The following is a 20,613-nucleotide window of genomic DNA, read 5'->3' on the forward strand; positions in this document are numbered from 1 at the left end:
TGAATGACCGCCCACCAGCTCACCTCCGAGGCGCCCCCGCCCCGCACCCGCGGGCGCGAGCGCCTCGTCGACGGCAAGCTCCTGATCGGCATCGGCGCGGTCGCGCTGCTGCTGGTCGTCTCCCTGCTCACCGGCGTCTACGACGTGCTCGGCGCCGAGAACGGCGGCGAGATGTTCGCCATCACCCGCATCCCCCGCACCATCGCGCTGGTCCTCGCCGGCGCCGCGATGTCGATGTCGGGCCTGATCATGCAGCTGATGACGCAGAACCGCTTCGTCGAGCCGTCCACCACCGGCACCACCGAGTGGGCGGGGCTCGGCCTGATCCTGGTGATGGTGCTGGTCCCGACCGCGGGGCTGCTGACGAAGATGGGCGTGGCGATCGTCTTCTCCTTCGTCGGCACGATGGTGTTCTTCCTGTTCCTGCGCCGGGTCACGCTGCGCAGCTCCCTGATCGTGCCGATCATCGGGATCATGCTCGGGGCCGTCGTCGGCTCCGTCTCCACCTTCGTCGCCCTCCAGTTCGACGCGCTGCAGAACCTCGGGGTCTGGTTCGCCGGCTCCTTCACCTCCGTGCTGCGCGGCAGCTACGAGGTGCTGTGGATCGTGCTCGCCGTGGGCGTGGCCGTGTTCGTCGTCGCCGACCGCCTGACCGTCGCGGGCCTCGGCGAGGACATCGCCACCAACGTCGGCGTGAACTACCGCCGCGTGGTGCTGCTGGGCACGGGCCTGGTCGCGATCGCGACCGGCGTGGTCACCGTCGTGGTCGGGAACCTGCCCTTCCTGGGCCTGATCGTCCCGAACGTGGTCTCGATGATCCGCGGCGACGACCTGCGCTCGAACCTGCCCTGGGTGTGCCTGCTCGGCATCGCGATCGTCACGATCTGCGACCTGATCGGCCGCACCATCATCATGCCCTTCGAGGTGCCGGTCTCCCTGATCCTCGGGATCGTGGGCGCGGCCGTGTTCATCGCCCTCCTGCTGAGGCAGCGCCGACATGGCTGAGCGCACGACGACCCACGACGGGCGCCGCCTCGAGGCGGTCGCCGACGAGGCCGCCCCGGTCGAGCTCTCCACCGCCCCGGCCGACGCCGCAGGTGAGCTCGGCGTGCTCTCGGCCCCGCGGCGCGTGCGCGCCCGCTCCGGCGCCTTCCCCGACGCCGTCTCCCAGCGCCGCTACTGGATCGTGCTGGCCGTCCTCGTGGTCCTGGCCGCGGGCGCGGCGCTCGGGCTGCTCGCGATCGGGAACCCCATGCCGGTGGGCTCTCGCGGCTTCTGGCTGATCGCCGAGATGCGCGTGACCTCCCTGGTGGTGATGGCGGTCGTGGCGATCTGCCAGGCGGTCGCCACGATCACCTTCCAGACCGTCACCAACAACCGCATCATCACCCCCTCGATCATGGGCTTCGAGTCGCTGTACACCGTGATCCAGACGGCCGCGGTGTACACGCTCGGCGTGGCCGGCGTCGTCGCCCTGCAGGGCCCGGGCCAGTTCCTCGCGCAGGTCGCGGCGATGGTGGGACTCTCGGTGCTGCTGTACGGCTGGCTGCTGCGCGGCCGCTACGCGAACATCCAGGTCATGCTCCTGGTGGGCATCATCATGGGCGGCGGGCTCGGCGCGGTCTCGACCTTCATGCAGCGCCTCCTCTCGCCCAGCGAGTTCGACGTGCTCAGCGCCCGGCTGTTCGGCTCGGTGACCAATGCGAGCGCCGAGTACCTGCCCTTCGCGATCCCGCTGGTGGTCGTGGCGACGACGCTGATCTGGCTCAACGCCCGCACCCTCAACGTCATCGCGATGGGCCGGGACGTGTGCATCAACGTGGGTGTGGATCACGGCCGCCACACGATCTACTCCCTCGTCCTGGTCTCGGTGCTGATGGCCGTCTCGACCGCGCTCGTCGGTCCCATGACCTTCTTCGGCTTCCTCGTCGCGACGCTGACCTACCAGCTCGCCGGGACCCACGACCACCGCCGCCTGCTGCCCCTCGGGGCGCTGACCGGCTTCGTGGTCCTCGCCGGCGCCTACTTCGTCATGAACCACGTGTTCTATGCGCAGGGCGTCGTCTCCATCATCATCGAGCTCGTCGGCGGGACCGTGTTCCTCGTCGTCATCATGCGGAAGGGGCGCCTGTGATCACCATCGACAAGGTGCGGAAGGAGTACCGGTCCGCGACCGGAACGGTGCAGATCGGGCCGGTCACCACCGGCATCCCCTCCGGCGGGGTGACGGCGCTGGTGGGCCCGAACGGCGCCGGCAAGTCGACGCTGCTGACCATGGTGGGTCGACTGCTCGGCATCGACGAGGGCGCGATCGAGGTGGCGGGCTACGACATCGCCTGCACCGCCTCGAAGGACCTCGCCAAGATCCTCTCGGTGCTGCGCCAGGAGAACCACTTCATCACCCGGCTCACGGTGCGCCAGCTGGTCGGATTCGGCCGATTCCCCTACTCCAAGGGGCGCCTGACCCGGCTCGACGAGCAGAAGATCTCCGAGGCGATCGACTTCCTGAACCTCGACGACCTCGAGGACCGCTATCTCGACCAGCTCTCCGGCGGGCAGCGCCAGCGGGCGTACGTGGCGATGGTGCTGGCCCAGGACACCGAGTACGTGCTGCTGGACGAGCCGCTGAACAACCTCGACATGCGACACAGCGTCCAGATGATGGGGCGCCTGCGCGATGCCGCCCGCGAGCTGGGCCGCACGGTCGTGGTGGTGCTGCACGACATCAACTTCGCCGCCCACTACGCCGACCACATCATCGCGATGAAGGAGGGCGCGGTCGTCGAGGCCGGGCCCGTCGCGCGGATCATGGACGGCGAGGTGCTCTCCCGCGTCTTCGACACCCCGGTGCAGGTGGTCGAGGGGCCGACGGGCCCGCTCGCCGTCTACTACTGAGCCCGGCGGCGGCGGACCGGCCGGGTCCGGGCCCCGCGAGACACCGCACAGCGGGACCGGGCGCACCGCCCTCGCGCCCAGCACCGAGTGGCAGATATCGACCGCTATCCCTGAGTCATACCGGTCGATACCTGCCACTCGATGTGTGTGGGGAGGCGGCTGCGCCGCCTGCCCATGAGAACCGGCGCCGAGTGATGCATCCGGGCCGCCATGACGGCTTCACAGCGGTCCAGATGCAGCACTCGGTCGGCGGCGGGGCGCCCGGCCGCCGGAGCACCTCGGCGGCGGGGCACCCGGGCAGTAGGCCACGCGGGCAGCGGGGCGCTCGGGCGGCGGGTCGCCTGCCCTCAGCGGGTCACTTGGTGGCGGGGTCCGTCCCGCCGCGGCCGTCCTCGCGGTCCAGCGCGTCGATCGCGGCGACCTCGTCGGCCGTGAGCTCCAGCTCCGCCGCGGCGAGGTTCTCCACGATCCGCGAGGGCGTGACGGACTTCGGGATCGTCACGATGCCGTGCGCGAGATGCCAGGCGAGGACCACCTGGGCGGGGGTGGCGCCGTGGGCCTCGGCGATCGCGGTGACGGCCGGGTTCTCGAGCAGGTCGGACTTGCCCTGGCCCAGCGGCCCCCACGCCTCGGTGAGGATGCCGTGCTCGGCGTGGATCGCGCGCAGCTCCCGCTGCTGGAAGTAGGGGTGCAGCTCGATCTGGTGGATCGCGGGGACCACGCCGGTGGCCTCGATGACCTCGGCGAGCTGCTGCGCCGGGAAGTTCGAGACGCCGATGGCGCGGACCAGGCCGCGCTCCTGCAGGGCGATCAGCGCCTTCCACGCCTCGACGTACTGCCCCTGCGAGGGCACCGCCCAGTGGATGAGGTAGAGGTCCACGTAGTCCAGGCCGAGCCGTTCGAGGGAGGCCTCGCAGGCGGCGATGGCGTCGTCGAAGGCGTGGGCGTCGTCCCACAGCTTCGTGGTCACGAACAGCTCCTCGCGCGGGATCCCGGACTCGGCGATCGCCCGGCCCACGCCCTCCTCGTTGCCGTAGATCTTCGCAGTGTCGATGTGGCGGTAGCCGGCCGAGAGGGCCTGGGCGGTGACGTCGGCCGCGATGTCGGGGTCGACCTTGAACACGCCGTAGCCGAGCTGGGGGATCGGGGCGGCACCGCGGATCTCGAGCGTCGGGACGGCGGGGTGCTCTGCGTTCTGCGTGGTGGACATGGAGTTCTTCTCCTCGGGACGGACTCGCTCCAGCCTACGGCGGGCGGCCGACGGAGGCGGACCGGCCCACGGCCCTCCCAGCCCGTCCCTCTACGATGGCGGCATGACGTCGCCGAGCACGGGACGCCGGAGGTGACCCCGGCGCGGTCCGCCCGACTGGTGCCGCTGGGCCGTCCGGTGCCCGCGGAGCCGCCGGGCTACGACCACTCCCGCGGGCACACCCCGCGCGGCCGACGGTTCGAGCTCTACGCGCTGCTGGACAACCTCTTCATCGCCGCGGGCGTGGTCGTCGCAATCTGGCTCGCGCTGCTGTACCTCGTCGAGGGCTTCTCGCTGACGCCGGTGCGGCTGCTGTACCTGCTGGGCTTCTGGATCCTGCTCACCTACATCACGCTGCCGCGACTGCACCAGCTGATGACCTGGATCTACCTGCCGGACTACTTCTTCGGCCGCACCCGCACCACCGAGGGCGTGCTCTCGGACCCGATCAACATCGCCCTGGACGGCCCCGAGCGGGATCTGCATGTGGCGATGCGGCGGGCCGGCTGGGTGCTCGCGGAGGAGCGGACCCTCTCCTCGGCCTGGTCGATGGTGCGCTCGACGCTGCTGCGACGCTCCTACCCGTCGGCCCCCGTCTCGGACCTGTACCTGATGGGGCGCCGCCACGACTTCACCTATCAGCAGGAGGTGGGCGGCACCACCACCAAGCGCCATCACGTGCGCTTCTGGCGGATGCCGCCCGACTTCGTGCTGCCGGGCGGGTACCGCTCGGACTGGCTCGCGGCGGGCACCTACGACCGCGCCGTCGGCTTCTCCTTCTTCACCCTGCAGATCACCCACCGCATTGACGAGAACATCGACGTGGAGCGGGACTACCTCGTGGACACGGTCCGCTTCGCGGATCCGGAGGTGGAGGTCGAGGTCATCGAGGAGTTCTCCACCTCGTACCACGACCGCAACGGGCAGGGCGACCGGTTCCGCACCGACGGCGACCTGCCGGTGATCGACGTGACCGGCGCGGCCTCCCGCTCCGACGGGGCGAGCGCGATCATGCTGCCGCGACACCGCCCCACCGGCAGCTCGGTGATGAAGTCCCGCGCCCGCGCGGCGACGCAGACGGCTCTGAGCGCGACGCGCTTCGGCGGGCGCCGCACCGAGGTGGCCGACGAGCTGACCGCGCAGTGGCACGGCACGGTCGGGGACTTCCACGAGGTGCTCGCCCGCGCCGCGGACCACCACCTCCCGCCGCCCTCGGTGATCTTCACCGGCTTCCTCGCGCTGCTGCAGGCGGCGATCGTGGCGATCCAGTGGTTCACGCTCGGCTCCGGTGTCGACCTCACCGAGCACTTCCCCGACGCGTCGCTGATCCTGCCCGAGCAGGGCACGATCTGGGGCGCCACCGCGTTCGCGGCCGCGCTGCTGCTGCTCCAGATCGGGGTGCTGCGCCGCAGCCGCTGGGCCCGCATCGCGCTGATGGCGCTCTTCACGGCCGACGCCTTCGCCCGTCTGGCCGTGGCGACCACGATGACCGGGGACGTCTCCCACTCGCTGCTGGTGGGCGCCGGCGCCTCCGCGCTCGGCGTGATGGCGATCAGCTCCGATGCCTCCCGCCAGTGGGTCCAGACCCTGCGCCTGGACCCCCGCGAGCGTCGGGCCGACGAGGACTCGGAGGAGGAGCGCGAGGCCGCGCCCGCGCTGTGAGAGCGGTCACCGGAGAGTAGAGTGCGTGCACCGCCGTCCGGTGATCCCCGCACCGGCGTGCACCGACCTCGTGCCCGCCCTGCTGCCGTCGGCGGTCCCTATCCCTGTCTTCCCCGGGAGGAACCCCCATGAGCGAGTCCCACGAGACCGCCCCGGCGAACGCCGGCGACCCCGGCACCGATCACGGCTCCGATCAGCCCGAGCTCAAGAAGGCGATCACGCCCAAGCTCCTGCTGCTGTTCATCGTCGGCGACATCCTCGGCACCGGCGTCTACTCGCTGACCGGCAAGGTCGCCGGCGAGGTCGGCGGCGCCGGCTGGCTGCCGATCCTGATCGCCTTCGCCGTCGCGATGGTCTCGGCCCTGTCCTACGTCGAGATGGTCACGAAGTACCCGCAGGCCGCGGGCGCCGCCCTCTACGTCCACAAGGCCTTCGGCATCCACTTCCTGACCTTCATGGTCACCTTCGCGGTCCTCTCCTCCGGCATCACCTCGGCCTCCACCAGCGCGATCTTCCTCTCGGAGAACGTGCTGAAGGCCTTCGCGCTCGAGGAGCCGCTCGGCGACTCCGCCGGAGCCGTCGCCACCACCATCGCGCTGGTGTTCCTGGCCCTGGTGGCCCTGATCAACCTGCGCGGAGTCTCCGAGTCGGTCAAGGCGAACGTGGTCCTGACCTGCATCGAGCTGACCGGCCTGGCGCTGGTGATCGTCGTCGGCTTCTTCGCCGTCGGCCAGGGCAAGGCGGACCTCTCGCGCGTGGTCCTCTTCGAGACCCAGGACGACAAGAGCATCTTCATGGCCGTGATCGGCGCGACCGCGCTCGCGTTCTTCTCGATGGTCGGCTTCGAGGACTCGGTGAACATGGCCGAGGAGACCGTGGACCCGGTCAAGAACTTCCCCCGCGCCCTCATCGCGGGTCTGTCGGTCACGGGCGTGATCTACGTGCTGATCTCGATCCTCGCCGTCGCGGTGGTCCCGATCGGCCAGCTCACCGAGTCGACCACCCCGCTGCTCGAGGTGGTCAAGGAGGGCGCCCCGACGATCCCGATCGACACGATCTTCGCGTTCATCTCGATCTTCGCGGTCGCGAACACGGTGCTGATCAACATGATGATGGCCTCTCGTCTGCTCTACGGCATGGCGAAGCAGGGAGTGCTGCCGGGCTTCCTGCGCGGCGTGCTGCAGAAGCAGCGCACCCCGTGGGCCGGCATCGTCTTCTCCACCGTGCTGGCCTTCGCGCTGGTGCTCTCGGTGCGCTACGTGCTCGCCGACGAGACCATCTCGGCGCTCGGCGGCACCACCGCCCTGCTGCTGCTGACGGTCTTCGGCCTGGTGAACATCTCGGTGCTGGTGCTGCGCAAGGACAAGGTGGACGTGCGCCACTTCCGCACCCCGACGGTGCTGCCGATCATCGGTGCGATCACGTCCTTCGCCCTGGTCTCGCCGATCGCGCAGCCGCGGGAGAACTACGTGATCGGCGGCGGCCTGCTCGTGGTCGGGCTCGTGCTGTACGTGATCACCTGGTTCTACAACAGCGCTGTGCGGGCACGCCGCACCCGTTTCCGCCACCCCGACGACCTCGGCAAGGACTGACCCCGCCGTCGGCCTGCCGTCCCGCCCCGTTCCCTGAGACCCGCACCCCGAGGGAGAACCCATGTCGAAGATCCTGCTGGCCTACGTCCCCAGCGCCACCAGCGAGGCCGCGTTCGCCTTCGCGGTCGAGGAGGCCGAGCTCCGCGGCGCCTCGCTGCTCGTGCTCGCCTCCGAGCGCGCTCCCGACCCGCGCAAGGCGCGCGGCGTCACGGACCATCGCCCTCTCCAGGAGCGTCTGGAGGAGACCGGCCTCGCCTTCGAGCTGCGCACGGTCCCCAAGCGCGACGATCCGGCCGACGACATCCTCGACGCCGTCGAGCACGACGACGTCGATCTCGTGATCCTCGGCATCCGCAAGCGCACCCCGATCGGGAAGATCCTGCTGGGCTCAACCTCGCAGAGGGTCGCGATCGAGGCGCCCGTGCCGGTGGTGATGGTCAAGCCCGAGGGCTTCGTCGCGCCGACGAGGTTCTGAGGAGACCCTGAGCGGGGCCCGTCGGCCCTGCTCCTCGCCGGGAGACGGCGGCGGTGCCCTGCGCGGCGGCGCCGTCGGGCATCCGGGGCAGCTACGCCGCGTCCTTCCGATTCCTCCGGGCTCGGGGGCCTCCCTTCGCCCGCTGTTCATCTGCCCGTTCCCCGCATGCCGGGAGCGACTCACCTTCGTGACGCACCGTCATCTGGTCCTGCGCATCGTGATGCGCGGAGAGACGAGTACACCAGCGAAGGATGTCAGCCATGGCTCTGATCGACCTGCCCCTGCTCATGAAGGACGCGGTGCGCGGCAAGCGCTCCGCCGTGACCTGCCAGCTCAAGTGCGCCAGCCAGTGCGCCTTCGGAGACTGCAACCACTCGGACAACCCCACCTTCCGCGACATCGCCTCCAGCGCGCTGTCCCGTCGCGCCGTGATCGGCGGCTCCACCGCTGCGCTCGCGATCGGCCTCGCCGGCACCCAGGGCGCCCTCGCCGATCCCGGCAGCGGGAAGGGCAAGGGGCAGGGCAACGGCAACGGACGCGGTGGTCACCGCCCCCCGAACGGCACCAAGCTCACCTTCACGCCGATCGAGCCGGTCGACGCGGCCGTCGACGAGTTCACCGTGCCCCGGGGCTTCGCCTGGTACCCGATCATCCGCTGGGGCGACCCGCTGTTCGACGACGCGCCCGAGTTCGACTGGAACGCCCAGAGCGCCGAGGCGCAGAAGCGCCAGTTCGGCTACAACAACGACTACACCGAGATCCAGGAGATCCCGGGCAGCGCCGGCAAGCGCGCGGTGATGTTCGTGAACCACGAGTACACCAACGAGAACATCATGCTGCCGGCCGACACCGGCGCCGAGGAGGCGATCGAGATCGGCCGCGCCGCCCACGGCCTCACCGTCGTGGAGCTCGAGCGCAAGAACAAGAACTTCCCCTACCGGTACGTGCAGGGCGCGGAGCTGAACCGTCGCATCCTGCTGGACGACGAGTTCGCGCTGACCGGCCCCGCCGCCGGCTCCGACCTGGTCAGGACCGTGGAGGACCCCGAGGGACGCACGGTCCTGGGCACCCTCGGCAACTGCGCCGGCGGCCTCACCCCGTGGGGCACCCTCGTCTCCGGGGAGGAGAACTTCCACGGCTACTTCCGCTCCGCCGGCACCTCCGAGGCGGAGAAGCGCTACGGCCTGCGCGACGCGGCCACCGCCCGCGGCTGGGAGAACGCGCACGACCGCTACGACGCGCGCAACGAGGGCTACGAGAACGAGGTCAACCGCTTCGGCTACATCGTCGAGGTCGACCCCTTCGACCCGACCTCCACCCCGCGAAAGCACACCTCGCTGGGCCGCTTCAAGCACGAGGGCGCGAACATCATCATCGCCGAGGACGGCCGCGCGGTCGCCTACTCCGGCGACGACGAGCGCTTCGACTACCTGTACAAGTTCGTCTCCCGCGACCGCTACGTCGAGGGCGACCGCGAGCACAACCTGACCCTGCTGGAGAACGGCGACCTCTACGTCGCGAAGTTCACCGGCAACTCGCCCGCCGCCGAGATCGACGGCTCCGGCGACCTCCCCTCCGACGGTGCCTTCGACGGCACCGGTGAATGGCTGCCGCTCGTGGTCGACGGCGAGTCCCAGGTCCCCGGCTTCACCGTCGAGGAGGCCCTCGTGCACACCCGCCTCGCGGCGGACGCCGTCGGCCCCACCAAGATGGACCGCTGCGAGGACGTCGAGCCCTCGCTGCACAGCCGCCGCGTGTACGTGGCCTGCACCAACAACTCCGATCGCGGCACCGCCGGCAAGGCCGCGGTCGACGAGGCCAACCCCCGCACCCAGAACCGCGACGGCCACGTCGTCGAGATCGACGAGCAGGGCGACCAGACCTCCACCGCCTTCGCATGGAACCTGCTGCTGGTGGCCGGCGACCCCGCACAGGGCGATCAGACCTACTTCTCCGGCTTCCCGGTCGAGAAGGTCTCCCCGATCTCCTGCCCGGACAACCTCGCCTTCGACTCGGTGGGCAACCTCTGGATCTCCACCGACGGCGCCCCCTCCGGCATCGGCTACAACGACGGCCTGTTCCGCGTCACCCTGGAGGGCGAGGACCGCGGCCGCGTCGAGCAGTTCCTCTCCGTCCCGATCGACGGCGAGACCTGCGGCCCGATCATCCGCGACGAGGACCGCTCGGCGTTCGTCTCCGTCCAGCACCCGGGCGAGGACGGCGAGTTCGGCGCGCAGCGCTCGTACTTCCCGGACTACGACGGCCAGGGCCCGAAGCCCACGGTCGTGCAGGTGCTGCCCCAGCGCGGCTGACCCCGTGCTGATCTGGCCCTGATCTCGCACTGATCTGCCGCTGATCCGGTGCTCCGCCGGGGAGGGGTCGGCGTCGCTGCGACGTCGGCCCCGCACCACGCCTGAACGGCCCCGCGCGCCCCGCGAGAACCCTCGCGTCGTGCGGGGCCCTCGTGGTGCCCGCGTGCGCTCGGGAACGGCGGCCGGCGGGGCCGCACCGGATCCGACGGCCCGCGCCCTGCCCGACAGCCCCGCGCCCGGCCCGTCGGCCGCCCTGCCCCGCGGCCTCGCTGTGAGCCTGCTCACCGGATTCCGTCCTCGCCCGCGGCGCGCGGCCGGGGCGGAGACGAGTTTCTCTCGCACGCGCGCGCGAGGAGCCCGCCCGGCCGGAGAGGTGGCGGCGCGTTGGAGCCCTCAGTCCGCTTCGCTAGACTCCCCGCCATGACCCGCCGTGACGCCGCCGCCCACGCACGTCCGGGGTGCTGACGGTGTCAGTGCTGTGGACCCTGCTGCTCCTCGCCGCGACCGTCGCCGTCACCCCGGTGCTGGACCGGCTGATGGGCCGCGCGGCCTGCTGGGTTCTCGCCGCCCTCTACCTGGCCGCCGCCGCGGCGCTGCTGCCCGCCGCCGCCGCCGTGATGGCGGGCGGGGCCGGTGACCCGGCCACCACCTTCGCCGTCCCGTGGGCGCCGCAGTGGGGCGTGGAGCTCGCGCTGCGGGCCGACGGGATCGGCATCGTCTTCTCGATGATCGCGCTGGTGATCGGCGCGGTGGTGCTCGCCTACTCGGCGCGATACCTCCCAGTGGGCCGCAATCTCAGCTTCTCCCTGGTGATGGCGCTGTTCACCCTGTCGATGGTGACCCTGGTGCTCGCCGACGACCTGGTGCTGCTGTTCATCGCCTGGGAGCTCACCTCGATCGCGTCGTTCCTGCTGATCGCCCGCTCCGGCGCGGCTGGGCAGGCCGCCTCGATGCGCACCCTGCTGATCACCTTCCTGGGTGGCCTGGCCCTGCTCAGCGCCGTCACGCTGATGGTGCTGCGCCTGGGCACCACCTCCCTCAGCGAGGTCCTGGCCGACGGGATCTGGCAGCAGGACCCGGCGTTCACCACGCTGGTCGCCCTCCTGGTCGCGCTCGCGGCGTGCACGAAGTCCGCCCAGTTCCCGTTCCACGTGTGGCTGCCGGATGCGATGGCCGCGATCACGCCGGTCTCCGCCTACCTGCACGCCGCCGCCGTGGTGAAGGCCGGCATCTTCCTGCTGCTGCGCTTCAGCCCCGCCTTCCACGACGTCCCCGCCTGGAACGTGCTGCTGATCGTGGCGGGGATCGTCACCGCCTTCGTGGGTGGGTTCCTGGCCCTGCAGCAGGGCGATCTGAAGAAGCTGATGGCCTATTCGACGGTGAGCCAGCTGGGCCTGATCGTCGCCCTCATCGGCGTGGGCACCGAGTACGCGATCCTCGCCGCCGTGCTGCACACCATCGCGCACGCCCTGTTCAAGTCCGGGCTGTTCATGATGGTGGGCGTGGTGGACCACGCCGTGCACACCCGCGAGCTGCGGCGCATGCCGGCGCTGTGGCGCACGATGCCCGGCTCCTTCGCGGTGACCGTGCTGGGCTGCATGTCGATGGCGGGCCTGCCGCCGATGCTCGGCTTCGTCTCCAAGGAGTCGCTGCTCACCGGCGCGCTCGAGACCGGCGGCCCTGCCTGGGCTCCCTGGGCGGTGGCGCTCGGCATCGCCGGCGCCAGCGTGCTGACTTTCGCCTACTGCGCGAAGATCGTGCTGGGCGCCTTCGTGGACGGTCGTGACGAGGAGCTCCTGGCCCGCGTGGACGGGGAGCGGGCGCCGTCGGCCCCCGGCGCGCATGACGCCACCGGCGCGCTGGTGCGCGCCGAGGACGCCCACGCCCCCGGCCTGCTGTTCCTGGGCCCGGCCGCGCTGCCGATCCTGGTGGGCCTGCCGCTCGCGCTGGTGGTGGGGGTGCTGGACACCCCCGTCGGCCGCGCGATGGACGCCGCCCTGGGCGGCGAGTTCCACCCCCACCTGGCCTTCTGGCACGGGATCACCCCGGAGCTGGGCCTCACCGCCGCCATCATCGCGCTGGGCACCCTGATCGCGCTGGCGCGGGAGCGGGTGCTGCCCGCCCTGGAGGCGCGGCCCTTCCCCGTGGACGGCGCCCGCGTGCTCACGGCGGTGGACCGCCTTGCCGAGCGCGTCGCGGCGGTGCTGGTGCGCCCCATCGCCTCCGACGACCCGATGCGCCACCTGGGCGCGATCCTGCTGGCCTTCGCCGCGGTGGTGCTGGGCTCCCTCGCTGTGCTGTGGGGGGACCTCGCGCCGCTGCAGCAGGGCATGAACCGCGGCATCGACGTGATCCTGCTGGTGCTGGTCACCGTCGCCGTGATCGTGGTGTGCACGCGGCGGGACCGGCTGGGTGCGGCGGTGGCGCTCTCCGCCGTCGGCATCCTCGCCACCGCGCAGATCCTGGCGCTGGGCGCCCCGGACGTCGCCCTCACCCAGCTGCTGGTGGAGTCGCTGACGATCATCGTGATCATGCTGGTGCTGCAGCGGATGCCGCAGCGCTTCGAGGCCCCGGAGCGGGACGGCGCCCCGCGCCGCTCCCGACGGGCGGGCGCGCTGCTGGTCGCGGTCCCGGTGGGTCTGGCCGCCGGCGCCGGCGTGTTCCTGTTCATGGGCCGGCGCGGCCGCAGCGAAGTCGCCGAGTACTACATCGACCACGCCGAGGAGATCACCGGCGGCCACAACATCGTCAATGTGATCCTGGTGGAGTTCCGTGCGCTGGACACGCTCGGCGAGCTCTCCGTGCTGGGCATGGCGGGCGTGGCGATCGTGGCCGTGCTCTCCAGCGTGCGTCACATGTTCATCGACCCCGCCCGCGCCGACGAGCAGGTCGAGGCCCCGCACCTGCGCGAGGAGGGCACCTCCGCGCACCGGGCCATCTCCTCCGCCTGGGGCAACGCCGCCGCGCTGCAGCTGATGGTGCGCGTGGTGGGCCCGGTCCTCGCGCTGCTGTCGCTGATGCTGTTCCTGCGCGGCCACAACGCCCCCGGGGGCGGCTTCATCGCCGCCCTGGTGGGCTCCGCGATCGTGGCGCTGCTGTACCTGTCCACCTCCCGGGACCGACAGATCGGCCCGCCGCGCCTGCCGCTGCTGCTGATCGGCGGGGGCGTGCTGGTGGCGCTCGGCTCCGGCGTGCTGGGCTTCCTCCACGACGGCTTCCTCGAGCCGCTGCACGGCTACCTGCTGGGCCAGCACGTCTCCACCTCGATGATCTTCGACCTGGGCGTGTACCTGGCGGTGCTGGGCCTGGTGATGGTGGCCGTGAACCTGCTGGGGGCCGGCGCCACCACGGGCGAGAAGTCCGGCGAGGGCACCCGTGAGCGCACCGACGAGGCGGTGGAGGGCGAGCTGCCCGGCCCGCTGGACACCACCCGCGGCGAGCCCGCGCGGCGCCGCCCGGTGGGCGTCGGCACCGCGCACCTGACCGCCGGAACGAAGCCGAGGGAGGCCGGACGCCGATGATCCTCGCCCTGACCGTGGCCGTGCTCGTGACCGGCGGTGTGTACCTGCTGCTGCAGCGCAGCATGGTGCGCGCCGTGTTCGGGATGACCCTGATCAGCCACGCCGCGAACTTCGCCCTGCTGGCCACCGGCGTGCCCGGCTGGCGGGCCGAGCCGCTCACCGACCTCTCCTCCCGCGCCGACATGGCCGATCCGCTGCCCCAGGCGTTCGTGCTCACCGCGATCGTGATCACGATGGCGGTCACGATCTTCATGCTCACCCTCGCGGTGATCGGCCGGGACGACGACATGACCGCCCATCCCGACACCGGGGAGACCCACGACTGATGTTCCCCGCCGTGAACCCCGCCCTGCTGCCGCTGTTCGTGGTGGTGCCCCTGCTGGGCGCCGCCGCGCTGGTGGTGGTGCGCCGCCGCCCCGTGGAGGTCGCGGTGATGCTGGGCGCCCCGCTGCTGGTGGCGCTCGGCGCGCTGTGGCTGCTGGCCTTCCACCGCACCGTGCCGGTGCTCTCCCACGCCGTCGGCGGCTTCTCCGACGTGCTGGCGATCCCCTTCGTCTCCGACACCCTCAGCGCCGTGATGCTGCTGGTGACGGCGCTGTCCACGCTCGCCGCCAGCGTGTTCCTCGTGCTCACGGGGGAGGCGCGGTACCGTTTCGTGCCGCCGCTGGTGCTGCTGCTGAGCGCCGGCGTGAACGGCGCGCTGCTCACCGGCGACCTGTTCAACCTGTTCGTGTGGGTGGAGGTGATGCTGATGCCCTCCTACGCGCTGATCGCGCTGACGGGCACCTGGCGTCGCCTCGGCATCGGCCGACTGTTCGTGCTGGTCAACCTGCTCACCTCGACGTTACTGCTGATCGGCGTGGGGTTCGTGTACGGCACCGCCGGCACCGTGAACCTCGCCGCGCTGGCCGGTGCCGGCGGCGAGGACCAGGTCACCGCCGCGGCCCTGGCCGTGGTGCTGCTGGCCCTGGCCGTCAAGGGCGGCATGGTGCCGGTGCACTCCTGGCTTCCGCGCGCCTACCCCGCGACGTCGGCCGGGATCATGGCGCTGTTCTCCGCCCTGCACACCAAGGTGGCGCTGTACGCGATCTACCGCATCGTCGCGGTCGCCTTCGGCGACGAGCTCCCGTTCCTCACCGTGTTCGCGGTGCTGGTGCTGGCCACGATCCTGGTGGGAGCGTTCTCCACCGCCGCCGCCACCCGGGTGCGCACCGCGATGGGCCATCAGATGGTCACCGGCGTGGGCCACATCCTGCTGGGCCTGGTGCTGCTCACCCAGCTCTCCGTGACCGCGGGCATCCTCTACCTGGTCCACCACGTGATCTCGATGTCCTCCCTGCTGCTCACCACCGGCGCGCTCGAGCACACCTACGGCTCGGGCCGCCTGGACCGCCTCAGCGGCCTGGCCCGGCGTGAGCCGTGGGTGATGGCCGTGATGGCGCTGGGCATGTTCAGCCTGGTGGGCCTGCCGCCCACCTCCGGCCTGTGGGGCAAGGTGGGCCTGCTGCAGGCCCCCTCCCAGCAGATCACCGGCGGGGACGCCGTGCTGGGCTGGGCGGCGCTGCTCGCCGTGGTGATCGCCTCCGTGGGCTCGCTGCTGGGCCTGCAGCGGGTGTGGCGCAGATTGGCCTGGGGTGAGGACATGACCACCTACCGGCCGGACGATCCGACCACGGGCCGCGGCGAGGAGCAGCCGCTGCCCGACGAGGTGCGGGTGCCGCGGCGGCTGCTGGCCCCGGGCGCGGCCATGATCGCGCTGTCGATGGCGCTGTTCGCGGGGATCGGCGCCGTGCTGCCCAGCATCGACGTGGCCGCCACGGACCTGCTGGACGTCGAGGCCTACGTCGAGGCGGTGATCGGCTGATGCGCGCCTGGTACACGTTCACCTACGTGCTGTGGATCATCGGCGAGATCGTGAAGGGCTCCTTCGCGGTGGCCGCCGGGGTGTACAGCCCGCGCACCCGCAGCTCGCCCGCAATCGTGGAGTACCCGCTGCGGGCCACCACGGACCTCGAGATCATCGCGATGGCCTCCTCGATCACGATCACCCCGGGCACGCTGGTGGTGGGCACCGCCCACGGCACCCTCGAGGAGGGCCCGAGCCTGTTCGTGCACGTGCTGTTCGCGGACTCGCGCGAGCAGGTGGTCGAGGACCTGCGCGAGATGGAGCAGCGCCTGCTGCGCGCCTCCCGCGGGCCGGGCGGGGCCGAGGCGGCGCTGCTCCCGCGCCGGTCGCGCAGTGCGGTCGACGAGCGCTTCGCGGACGGGCGCGCCGTGCGTCGGATCCGCGCCGCGGGCCACCGCACGGGTCCCGGCGGGCACGCCGGAGCGGGCGGGTCCTCGCACGAGCAGCCCCGCGAGCAGGAGGAGGACGAGCGATGACCATCATCCTGTGGACCACCGTGGTGCTGCTGGGCGCCGCGATCCTGGTGGGCCTGTTCCGGGTGGCGACGGCACCGGACCCGGCCAGCCGCGCCGTGGTGGGCGATCTGGTGTTCTTCTCCGGCATCGGGGTGATCGTGCTGATCGGCCTGGTGAACTCCTCCGCCGCGGCGGTGGACGCCGCGCTGATCGCCTCCGTGCTGGGGATCCTCGCCACCGTGGCCCTGGCCCGCATCCTCACGAAGGGGCGCCGATGAACCCCGTGCTCGACCTCGCCCTCACCGTGCTGATCGGCGTGCTGCTGATCGGCGGCGCGTTCTGGATGCTCACCGCCGCGCTGTCGATGTTCCACGCCCGTGATTCGTTCAGCCGCATCAACGTGCTCTCCCCGGCCACCGGCCTGGGTCTGCCGATGATCGTGATCGGCGCCTTCCTGCAGCACACCCGCACCAGCGGCCTGGACCCCGTCGTGCTGGTGAAGACGCTGCTCACCGTGCTGGCGCTGATCATCGTCTCCTCCATCGCCTCGAACGTGCTGGCGCGCGCCGCCTACCTCTCCGGCTCGCCCGTGGACCCGCGCACCGCCCCGCAGGACCTCGCCCGGGCGCCGGGCGAGGGGGAGCAGGAGCCGCACAGCGAGGAGCGCTGAGCGAGCAGTCCGCAGGGACGGCAGCGGCGCGCGCGGCACCCCAGGTGTATCAAGCGGCTGATACGGTGTGTGACACTGCACTGGTGCACCGCGGAGGTTAGGCATGACCTGGACGCTGTTGTGGATGCTGCTCTGGCGACACCTGGCCGGGATCGTGCTCGGTGCGCTCGCATGGACGGTGCGCCGTCGCGGGCTCCCTGCGCTGGAGGCAGGTCGTGCCGTGACGGCGGCGGCAGCCGGAGGGGCCGTGGTGCTCCTGGCGGCCTACTCCGTGCTCGGGGCGATGCCGCTGTGGGTCGAGGCGCCCCGGGAGGTCTGGTCGGCCGTCTTCGGGGCCCGCTACGCGCTGCCGCTGGTGCTCGGGCTGGCCGCCCTGATCGCGCTGGGCGCCGTCCGCCCGCACCGCGCGCCGATTGCTGGGGCGACGCTCGCGCCCCGCACCTGGCGCTCCTTCCTCGAGGTCCGCTGGCTCTCCGCTGTCCTCCTCACCCTCGTGCTCGTTCTCGCGCTCGCCGCAGGCACTGCCTCCCGGCCGGACGAGGACGGCGAGTACACCCGTTACGTGGTCCACGTCGGCTCGGGCACGCTCGGCACGGGCATCTACGGATGGCACCACTCCGCCCTCCCTCTGGTGCTGCTGATGCCGCTGGGTGCGGCCACCTGGTGGGCCCTGTCCAGGATCGCGCGCTCGCCGCTGGCCGAGGCGGAGCCCGCCGACACGGCGAAGCGTCGGCGGCGCAGCGCGAACGTCGCGCGGGTCGCGCTCGGGGCGCTGCTGCTGCACCTCGGCACGATCCTGACCTCGCTGGCGAACACCTCGCGGCTCTCCGGCACCTTCTCCGGCGGGGATCGTGGGCAGTTCTCGATCAGCACGCCGTTCGCCGCCCTCTCGAGCGCGCTCGACGTGCTCGGGGCGGTGGCCGCCTGCGCGGGCTGTGCGCTGTGGGTGTTCACGGCCCTGACCGCCGTGCCCGCGCCGTCCCTCTCCCGCTCGCGACGCAGCGCGGTCCCGTCGTGATCCTCGCCCTGAGCCACGAGGACGGGAGCCCCGCCCGGCAGATCCACGATCAGATCAGCGGCCTGATCACCACGGGTCGGCTGGGCCGGGGCGAGCGCCTGCCCTCGGTCCGGCAGCTCGCCGCCGACCTCGCCGTCGCCCCTGGAACCGTGGCGAAGGCCTACCGCTCGCTGGAGGCGGACGGCCTCCTGGTGACCCGGGTGGGCTCGGGCACTCGGGTCAGCGACGAGGCGGCCCCGGTCTCCTCGGCCGTCGCGCAGGCGGCGCGCCATCTGGCGACCGCCGCGCGCGACGAGGGCCTCTCGCTCGAGGACGCGCTGCGGGTGCTGCGCAGTACGTGGTGAGGGAGACGCGGAGCCATGTCCTGCCGCCTCGGCAGGACAGGGCCCGCTCCGGCGACGTGCAGAGAATCGACCGGCGGAGGATGGGCCCATGACCGTCGCGCCCGACCCCGTCAGCTCTCCGCGGGAGGGACGAGTCCATGATCCGGCCGCTGGATCCGGACGCACGACTCGACCTCCCGGGACCGCTCGCCTGCATAGGCTGGACGCATGGTGACGACTCTCCCGTACGGCTCCTGGCCCTCGCCCCTGACCGCCGACCTCCTCGCGACCGGCGGCACCCGCCTGGGCTCGCCGCGCCTCGTCGGCCGGGAGGTGTGGTGGACCGAGGGCATCGCGACCGAAGGCGGCCGCCAGGCGATCGTCCGCACCGCGGGTCCCGTCGCGCTCCCGCCGGCCGAGGGCGCCGAGGGATCGGCCGCTGCGACCGACCGGGCCGACGGCGTCACCGCCGCCGACGCCGGCCCCGCCCCCGGGGTCGCCTCCGCCGCCGACGACTCGCAGCCGCCCGCCACGTCCGTACCGGCCGACCGCGTCACCGTCCTGCCCGCCCCCTTCAACGCCCGTTCGCGCGTGCACGAGTACGGCGGAGCGAGCTGGACCGTGGTCCCCGCGCCGGGCCCGGACGGCCAGCCGCCGCTGGTCGTCTTCGTGAACTTCGCCGACCAGCGCGCCTACGCGCTGCGCGAGGGTGAGCGGCCCCGCCCGCTCACCCCCGTCGGCCCCGAGGTCGAGTCCGCGCACGGACCCTCGCTGCGCTGGGCGGACCCCACCGTCGTCACCCTCGCGGACGGCACGACCGAGGTGTGGTGGGTGTGCGAGGACCACACAGGCGGCGAGGAGGGCCCGCGCACCGATGCCGATGGCGCCCCGCACATCGAGCGCAGCATCGTCGCCGTGCCGCTGGACGGCTCCGCCGCGGAGGATCCCGCCGCCCTGCGCCGCATCACCCCCGCCTCCCGCTTCGTCGCCCACCCGCGCCTCAGCCCCGACGGCACGCGCCTGGCCTGGATCAGCTGGGAGCACCCGCAGATGCCGTGGGACGGCACCGAGCTGCACGTCGCACCGCTGCTCGACGGCAGCGCCGGGGAGGGCGAGATCATCGCCGGCGGCACCGACGTCTCGGTGCTCCAGCCCGAATGGCTCGACGACGAGCGCCTCCTGTTCCTCTCCGACGTCACCGGCTGGTGGAACCCCTGGACCTGGTCGTCGGCCGACGGCGCCCGCCAGGTCCTCGAGCGCGAGGAGGAGTTCGCGGGACCGATGTGGGCGCTCGGCACCACCTGGTACCAGGTGCTCGACGCCGACCGGGCCCTCGTCCAGCACGGCCGCGCCGCGACCTCGCTGTCCGTGCTGCGGATCAGCACCGGCGAGCTCGCCCCGCTGGACTGCCCGCTCACCGAGGTCGGCGGCATGCAGCGCCGCGAGGACGGGCTGCTCGTCCTCGCCGGCGCCTCGCCGACGGCGTTCGGCGCGATCCACCTCGCCGAGCTGCGGCTCGAGGAAGAGATCGCGCAGGCCGATCCGTCGGCCGACCCGTCCGACGCCGCGCCCGCGGCCGCCTCGACCGGCGGTGCTCCGGCGGCCGGACGGACCCCGTCGGCCGGACGGACCCCGTCGGCCGCGCCGACCCTCTCTGCGCTCACCCTGCTGCGCTCCTCCCGCGACGACGCCCCCGACCCCGGCCTCCTGCCGGAGGCGGAGAGCATCGAGGTACCGCTGGCGGACGGCGGAGTGGTGCACGCGATCGTGCACCGTCCTCGTCAGGACGGCCTCGCCGGGCGCGAGGGCGAGCTGCCGCCGTTCATCGCGCAGGTCCACGGCGGCCCCACCGCGCACGTCCCGCCGGTGCTCTCGCTGCCTGTCGCCTACTACACCTCCCGCGGGCTCGGCGTGGTGGTCGTGAACTACGGCGGCTCCAGCGGCTACGGCCGCGCCTACCGCGACCGGCTCAAGGGCCAGTGGGGCGTGGTCGACGTCGCCGACACCGTCGCGGTGATGGAGCACCTGGTCGCCGAGGGGATCGCCGACGGGGAGCGGCTCGCGATCGAGGGCGGCAGCGCCGGCGGCTGGACCACGCTGGCGTGCCTGACCCGCACGGACGCCTTCGCGGCCGGGGTCTCCAGCTTCGGCGTCGCCGAGCTCGAGCAGTTCCGCCTGGACACCCACGACTTCGAGTCCCGCTACATCGACGGGCTCGTCGGCCCCTATCCCGAGCGGCGGGACCTGTACGTCGAGCGCGCCCCGCTCAGCCACGTCGACGAGCTCGAGGTGCCGGTGCTGCTGCTGCAGGGCGACGAGGACCGGATCGTCCCGCCCAGCCAGTCCGAGGCGTTCCGCGATGCGCTCGCCGCCAAGGGCATCCCGCACGCCTATCTCCTGTTCGAGGGGGAGCAGCACGGCTTCCGGAAGGCGGAGACGATCGTGACGGCGATCGAGGCGTCGCTGTCCTTCTACGGGCAGGTGCTCGGCTTCAGCCCGGTGGACGTGCCCGTCCTCGCGCTGCAGCGGAAGTGA

Annotated in this window: 17 protein-coding genes; 16 read left to right on the plus strand and 1 reads right to left on the minus strand. The window is 72.1% G+C overall.

Features of this window, described 5'->3' with window-relative positions:
* Positions 1-3 precede the first annotated feature (3 nt).
* From L3K22_RS09605 to L3K22_RS09615, 3 genes are read left to right on the plus strand one after another with little or no spacing between them, the layout of a single operon-like run.
* Positions 4-1,005: an ABC transporter permease gene (locus L3K22_RS09605; protein ID WP_263311192.1), complete on the plus strand. Its 1,002-nt coding sequence runs from the start codon at positions 4-6 to the stop codon at positions 1,003-1,005.
* Positions 998-2,134, plus strand: a complete 1,137-nt coding sequence (locus L3K22_RS09610; RefSeq protein WP_263311193.1) for an iron chelate uptake ABC transporter family permease subunit — start codon at positions 998-1,000, stop codon at positions 2,132-2,134. The genes L3K22_RS09605 and L3K22_RS09610 overlap by 8 nt, the downstream gene beginning before the upstream one ends.
* Positions 2,131-2,895: an iron ABC transporter ATP-binding protein gene (locus L3K22_RS09615; protein WP_263311194.1), complete on the plus strand. Its 765-nt coding sequence runs from the start codon at positions 2,131-2,133 to the stop codon at positions 2,893-2,895. Before L3K22_RS09610 ends, L3K22_RS09615 begins: the two co-directional genes overlap by 4 nt.
* 355 nt (positions 2,896-3,250) lie before the next feature.
* On the opposite strand, the gene L3K22_RS09620 is transcribed toward L3K22_RS09615, so the two are convergent.
* Entirely contained in the window at positions 3,251-4,105 is an 855-nt protein-coding gene (locus tag L3K22_RS09620) for an aldo/keto reductase (RefSeq protein WP_263311195.1), read from the minus strand.
* Between the two features lie 132 nt (positions 4,106-4,237).
* On the opposite strand from L3K22_RS09620, the gene L3K22_RS09625 reads away from it, so the two are divergent.
* The 13 genes from L3K22_RS09625 (at position 4,238) to L3K22_RS09685 (ending at position 20,613) form a co-directional block, all read left to right on the plus strand.
* Positions 4,238-5,806 carry an LssY C-terminal domain-containing protein gene (locus L3K22_RS09625; protein WP_263311196.1) on the plus strand — a complete coding sequence of 523 codons (1,569 nt, stop codon included), beginning with the start codon at positions 4,238-4,240 and terminating at the stop codon, positions 5,804-5,806.
* A 128-nt stretch (positions 5,807-5,934) separates the two neighbouring features.
* Positions 5,935-7,398, plus strand: a complete 1,464-nt coding sequence (locus L3K22_RS09630) for an APC family permease (RefSeq protein ID WP_263311197.1) — start codon at positions 5,935-5,937, stop codon at positions 7,396-7,398.
* Positions 7,399-7,459: 61 nt separating this feature from the next.
* Positions 7,460-7,873 carry a universal stress protein gene (locus L3K22_RS09635; protein ID WP_263311198.1) on the plus strand — a complete coding sequence of 138 codons (414 nt, stop codon included), beginning with the start codon at positions 7,460-7,462 and terminating at the stop codon, positions 7,871-7,873.
* A 260-nt stretch (positions 7,874-8,133) separates the two neighbouring features.
* The gene (locus L3K22_RS09640; RefSeq protein WP_263311199.1) at positions 8,134-10,185 is read left to right on the plus strand and encodes a PhoX family protein; all 2,052 of its coding nucleotides are present in this window, start codon (positions 8,134-8,136) and stop codon (positions 10,183-10,185) included.
* 458 nt (positions 10,186-10,643) lie between these two features.
* Positions 10,644-13,706, plus strand: coding sequence for a DUF4040 family protein (locus L3K22_RS09645; protein ID WP_263311200.1), 3,063 nt, complete (start codon positions 10,644-10,646; stop codon positions 13,704-13,706).
* Positions 13,703-14,032: a sodium:proton antiporter gene (locus L3K22_RS09650; RefSeq protein ID WP_263311201.1), complete on the plus strand. Its 330-nt coding sequence runs from the start codon at positions 13,703-13,705 to the stop codon at positions 14,030-14,032. The genes L3K22_RS09645 and L3K22_RS09650 overlap by 4 nt, the downstream gene beginning before the upstream one ends.
* Positions 14,032-15,570, plus strand: coding sequence for a proton-conducting transporter transmembrane domain-containing protein (locus L3K22_RS09655; RefSeq protein ID WP_263311202.1), 1,539 nt, complete (start codon positions 14,032-14,034; stop codon positions 15,568-15,570). Before L3K22_RS09650 ends, L3K22_RS09655 begins: the two co-directional genes overlap by 1 nt.
* On the plus strand, positions 15,570-16,088 hold the full coding sequence (locus L3K22_RS09660) for a Na+/H+ antiporter subunit E (RefSeq protein ID WP_263311203.1): 519 nt from the start codon (positions 15,570-15,572) through the stop codon (positions 16,086-16,088). Before L3K22_RS09655 ends, L3K22_RS09660 begins: the two co-directional genes overlap by 1 nt.
* Positions 16,085-16,345: a monovalent cation/H+ antiporter complex subunit F gene (locus L3K22_RS09665; RefSeq protein ID WP_062947068.1), complete on the plus strand. Its 261-nt coding sequence runs from the start codon at positions 16,085-16,087 to the stop codon at positions 16,343-16,345. The genes L3K22_RS09660 and L3K22_RS09665 overlap by 4 nt, the downstream gene beginning before the upstream one ends.
* Positions 16,342-16,737 carry a cation:proton antiporter gene (locus L3K22_RS09670; RefSeq protein WP_010552319.1) on the plus strand — a complete coding sequence of 132 codons (396 nt, stop codon included), beginning with the start codon at positions 16,342-16,344 and terminating at the stop codon, positions 16,735-16,737. The genes L3K22_RS09665 and L3K22_RS09670 overlap by 4 nt, the downstream gene beginning before the upstream one ends.
* Before the next feature lie 103 nt (positions 16,738-16,840).
* Entirely contained in the window at positions 16,841-17,755 is a 915-nt protein-coding gene (locus L3K22_RS09675) for a hypothetical protein (protein WP_263311204.1), read from the plus strand.
* Complete coding sequence (locus L3K22_RS09680) at positions 17,752-18,099, plus strand: GntR family transcriptional regulator (RefSeq protein WP_259880799.1); 348 nt, start codon at positions 17,752-17,754, stop codon at positions 18,097-18,099. Before L3K22_RS09675 ends, L3K22_RS09680 begins: the two co-directional genes overlap by 4 nt.
* A gap of 207 nt (positions 18,100-18,306) precedes the next feature.
* The gene (locus tag L3K22_RS09685; RefSeq protein ID WP_263311205.1) at positions 18,307-20,613 is read left to right on the plus strand and encodes a prolyl oligopeptidase family serine peptidase; all 2,307 of its coding nucleotides are present in this window, start codon (positions 18,307-18,309) and stop codon (positions 20,611-20,613) included.

Source organism: Brachybacterium atlanticum, from assembly GCF_025669985.1.
Classification (GTDB): domain Bacteria; phylum Actinomycetota; class Actinomycetes; order Actinomycetales; family Dermabacteraceae; genus Brachybacterium; species Brachybacterium conglomeratum.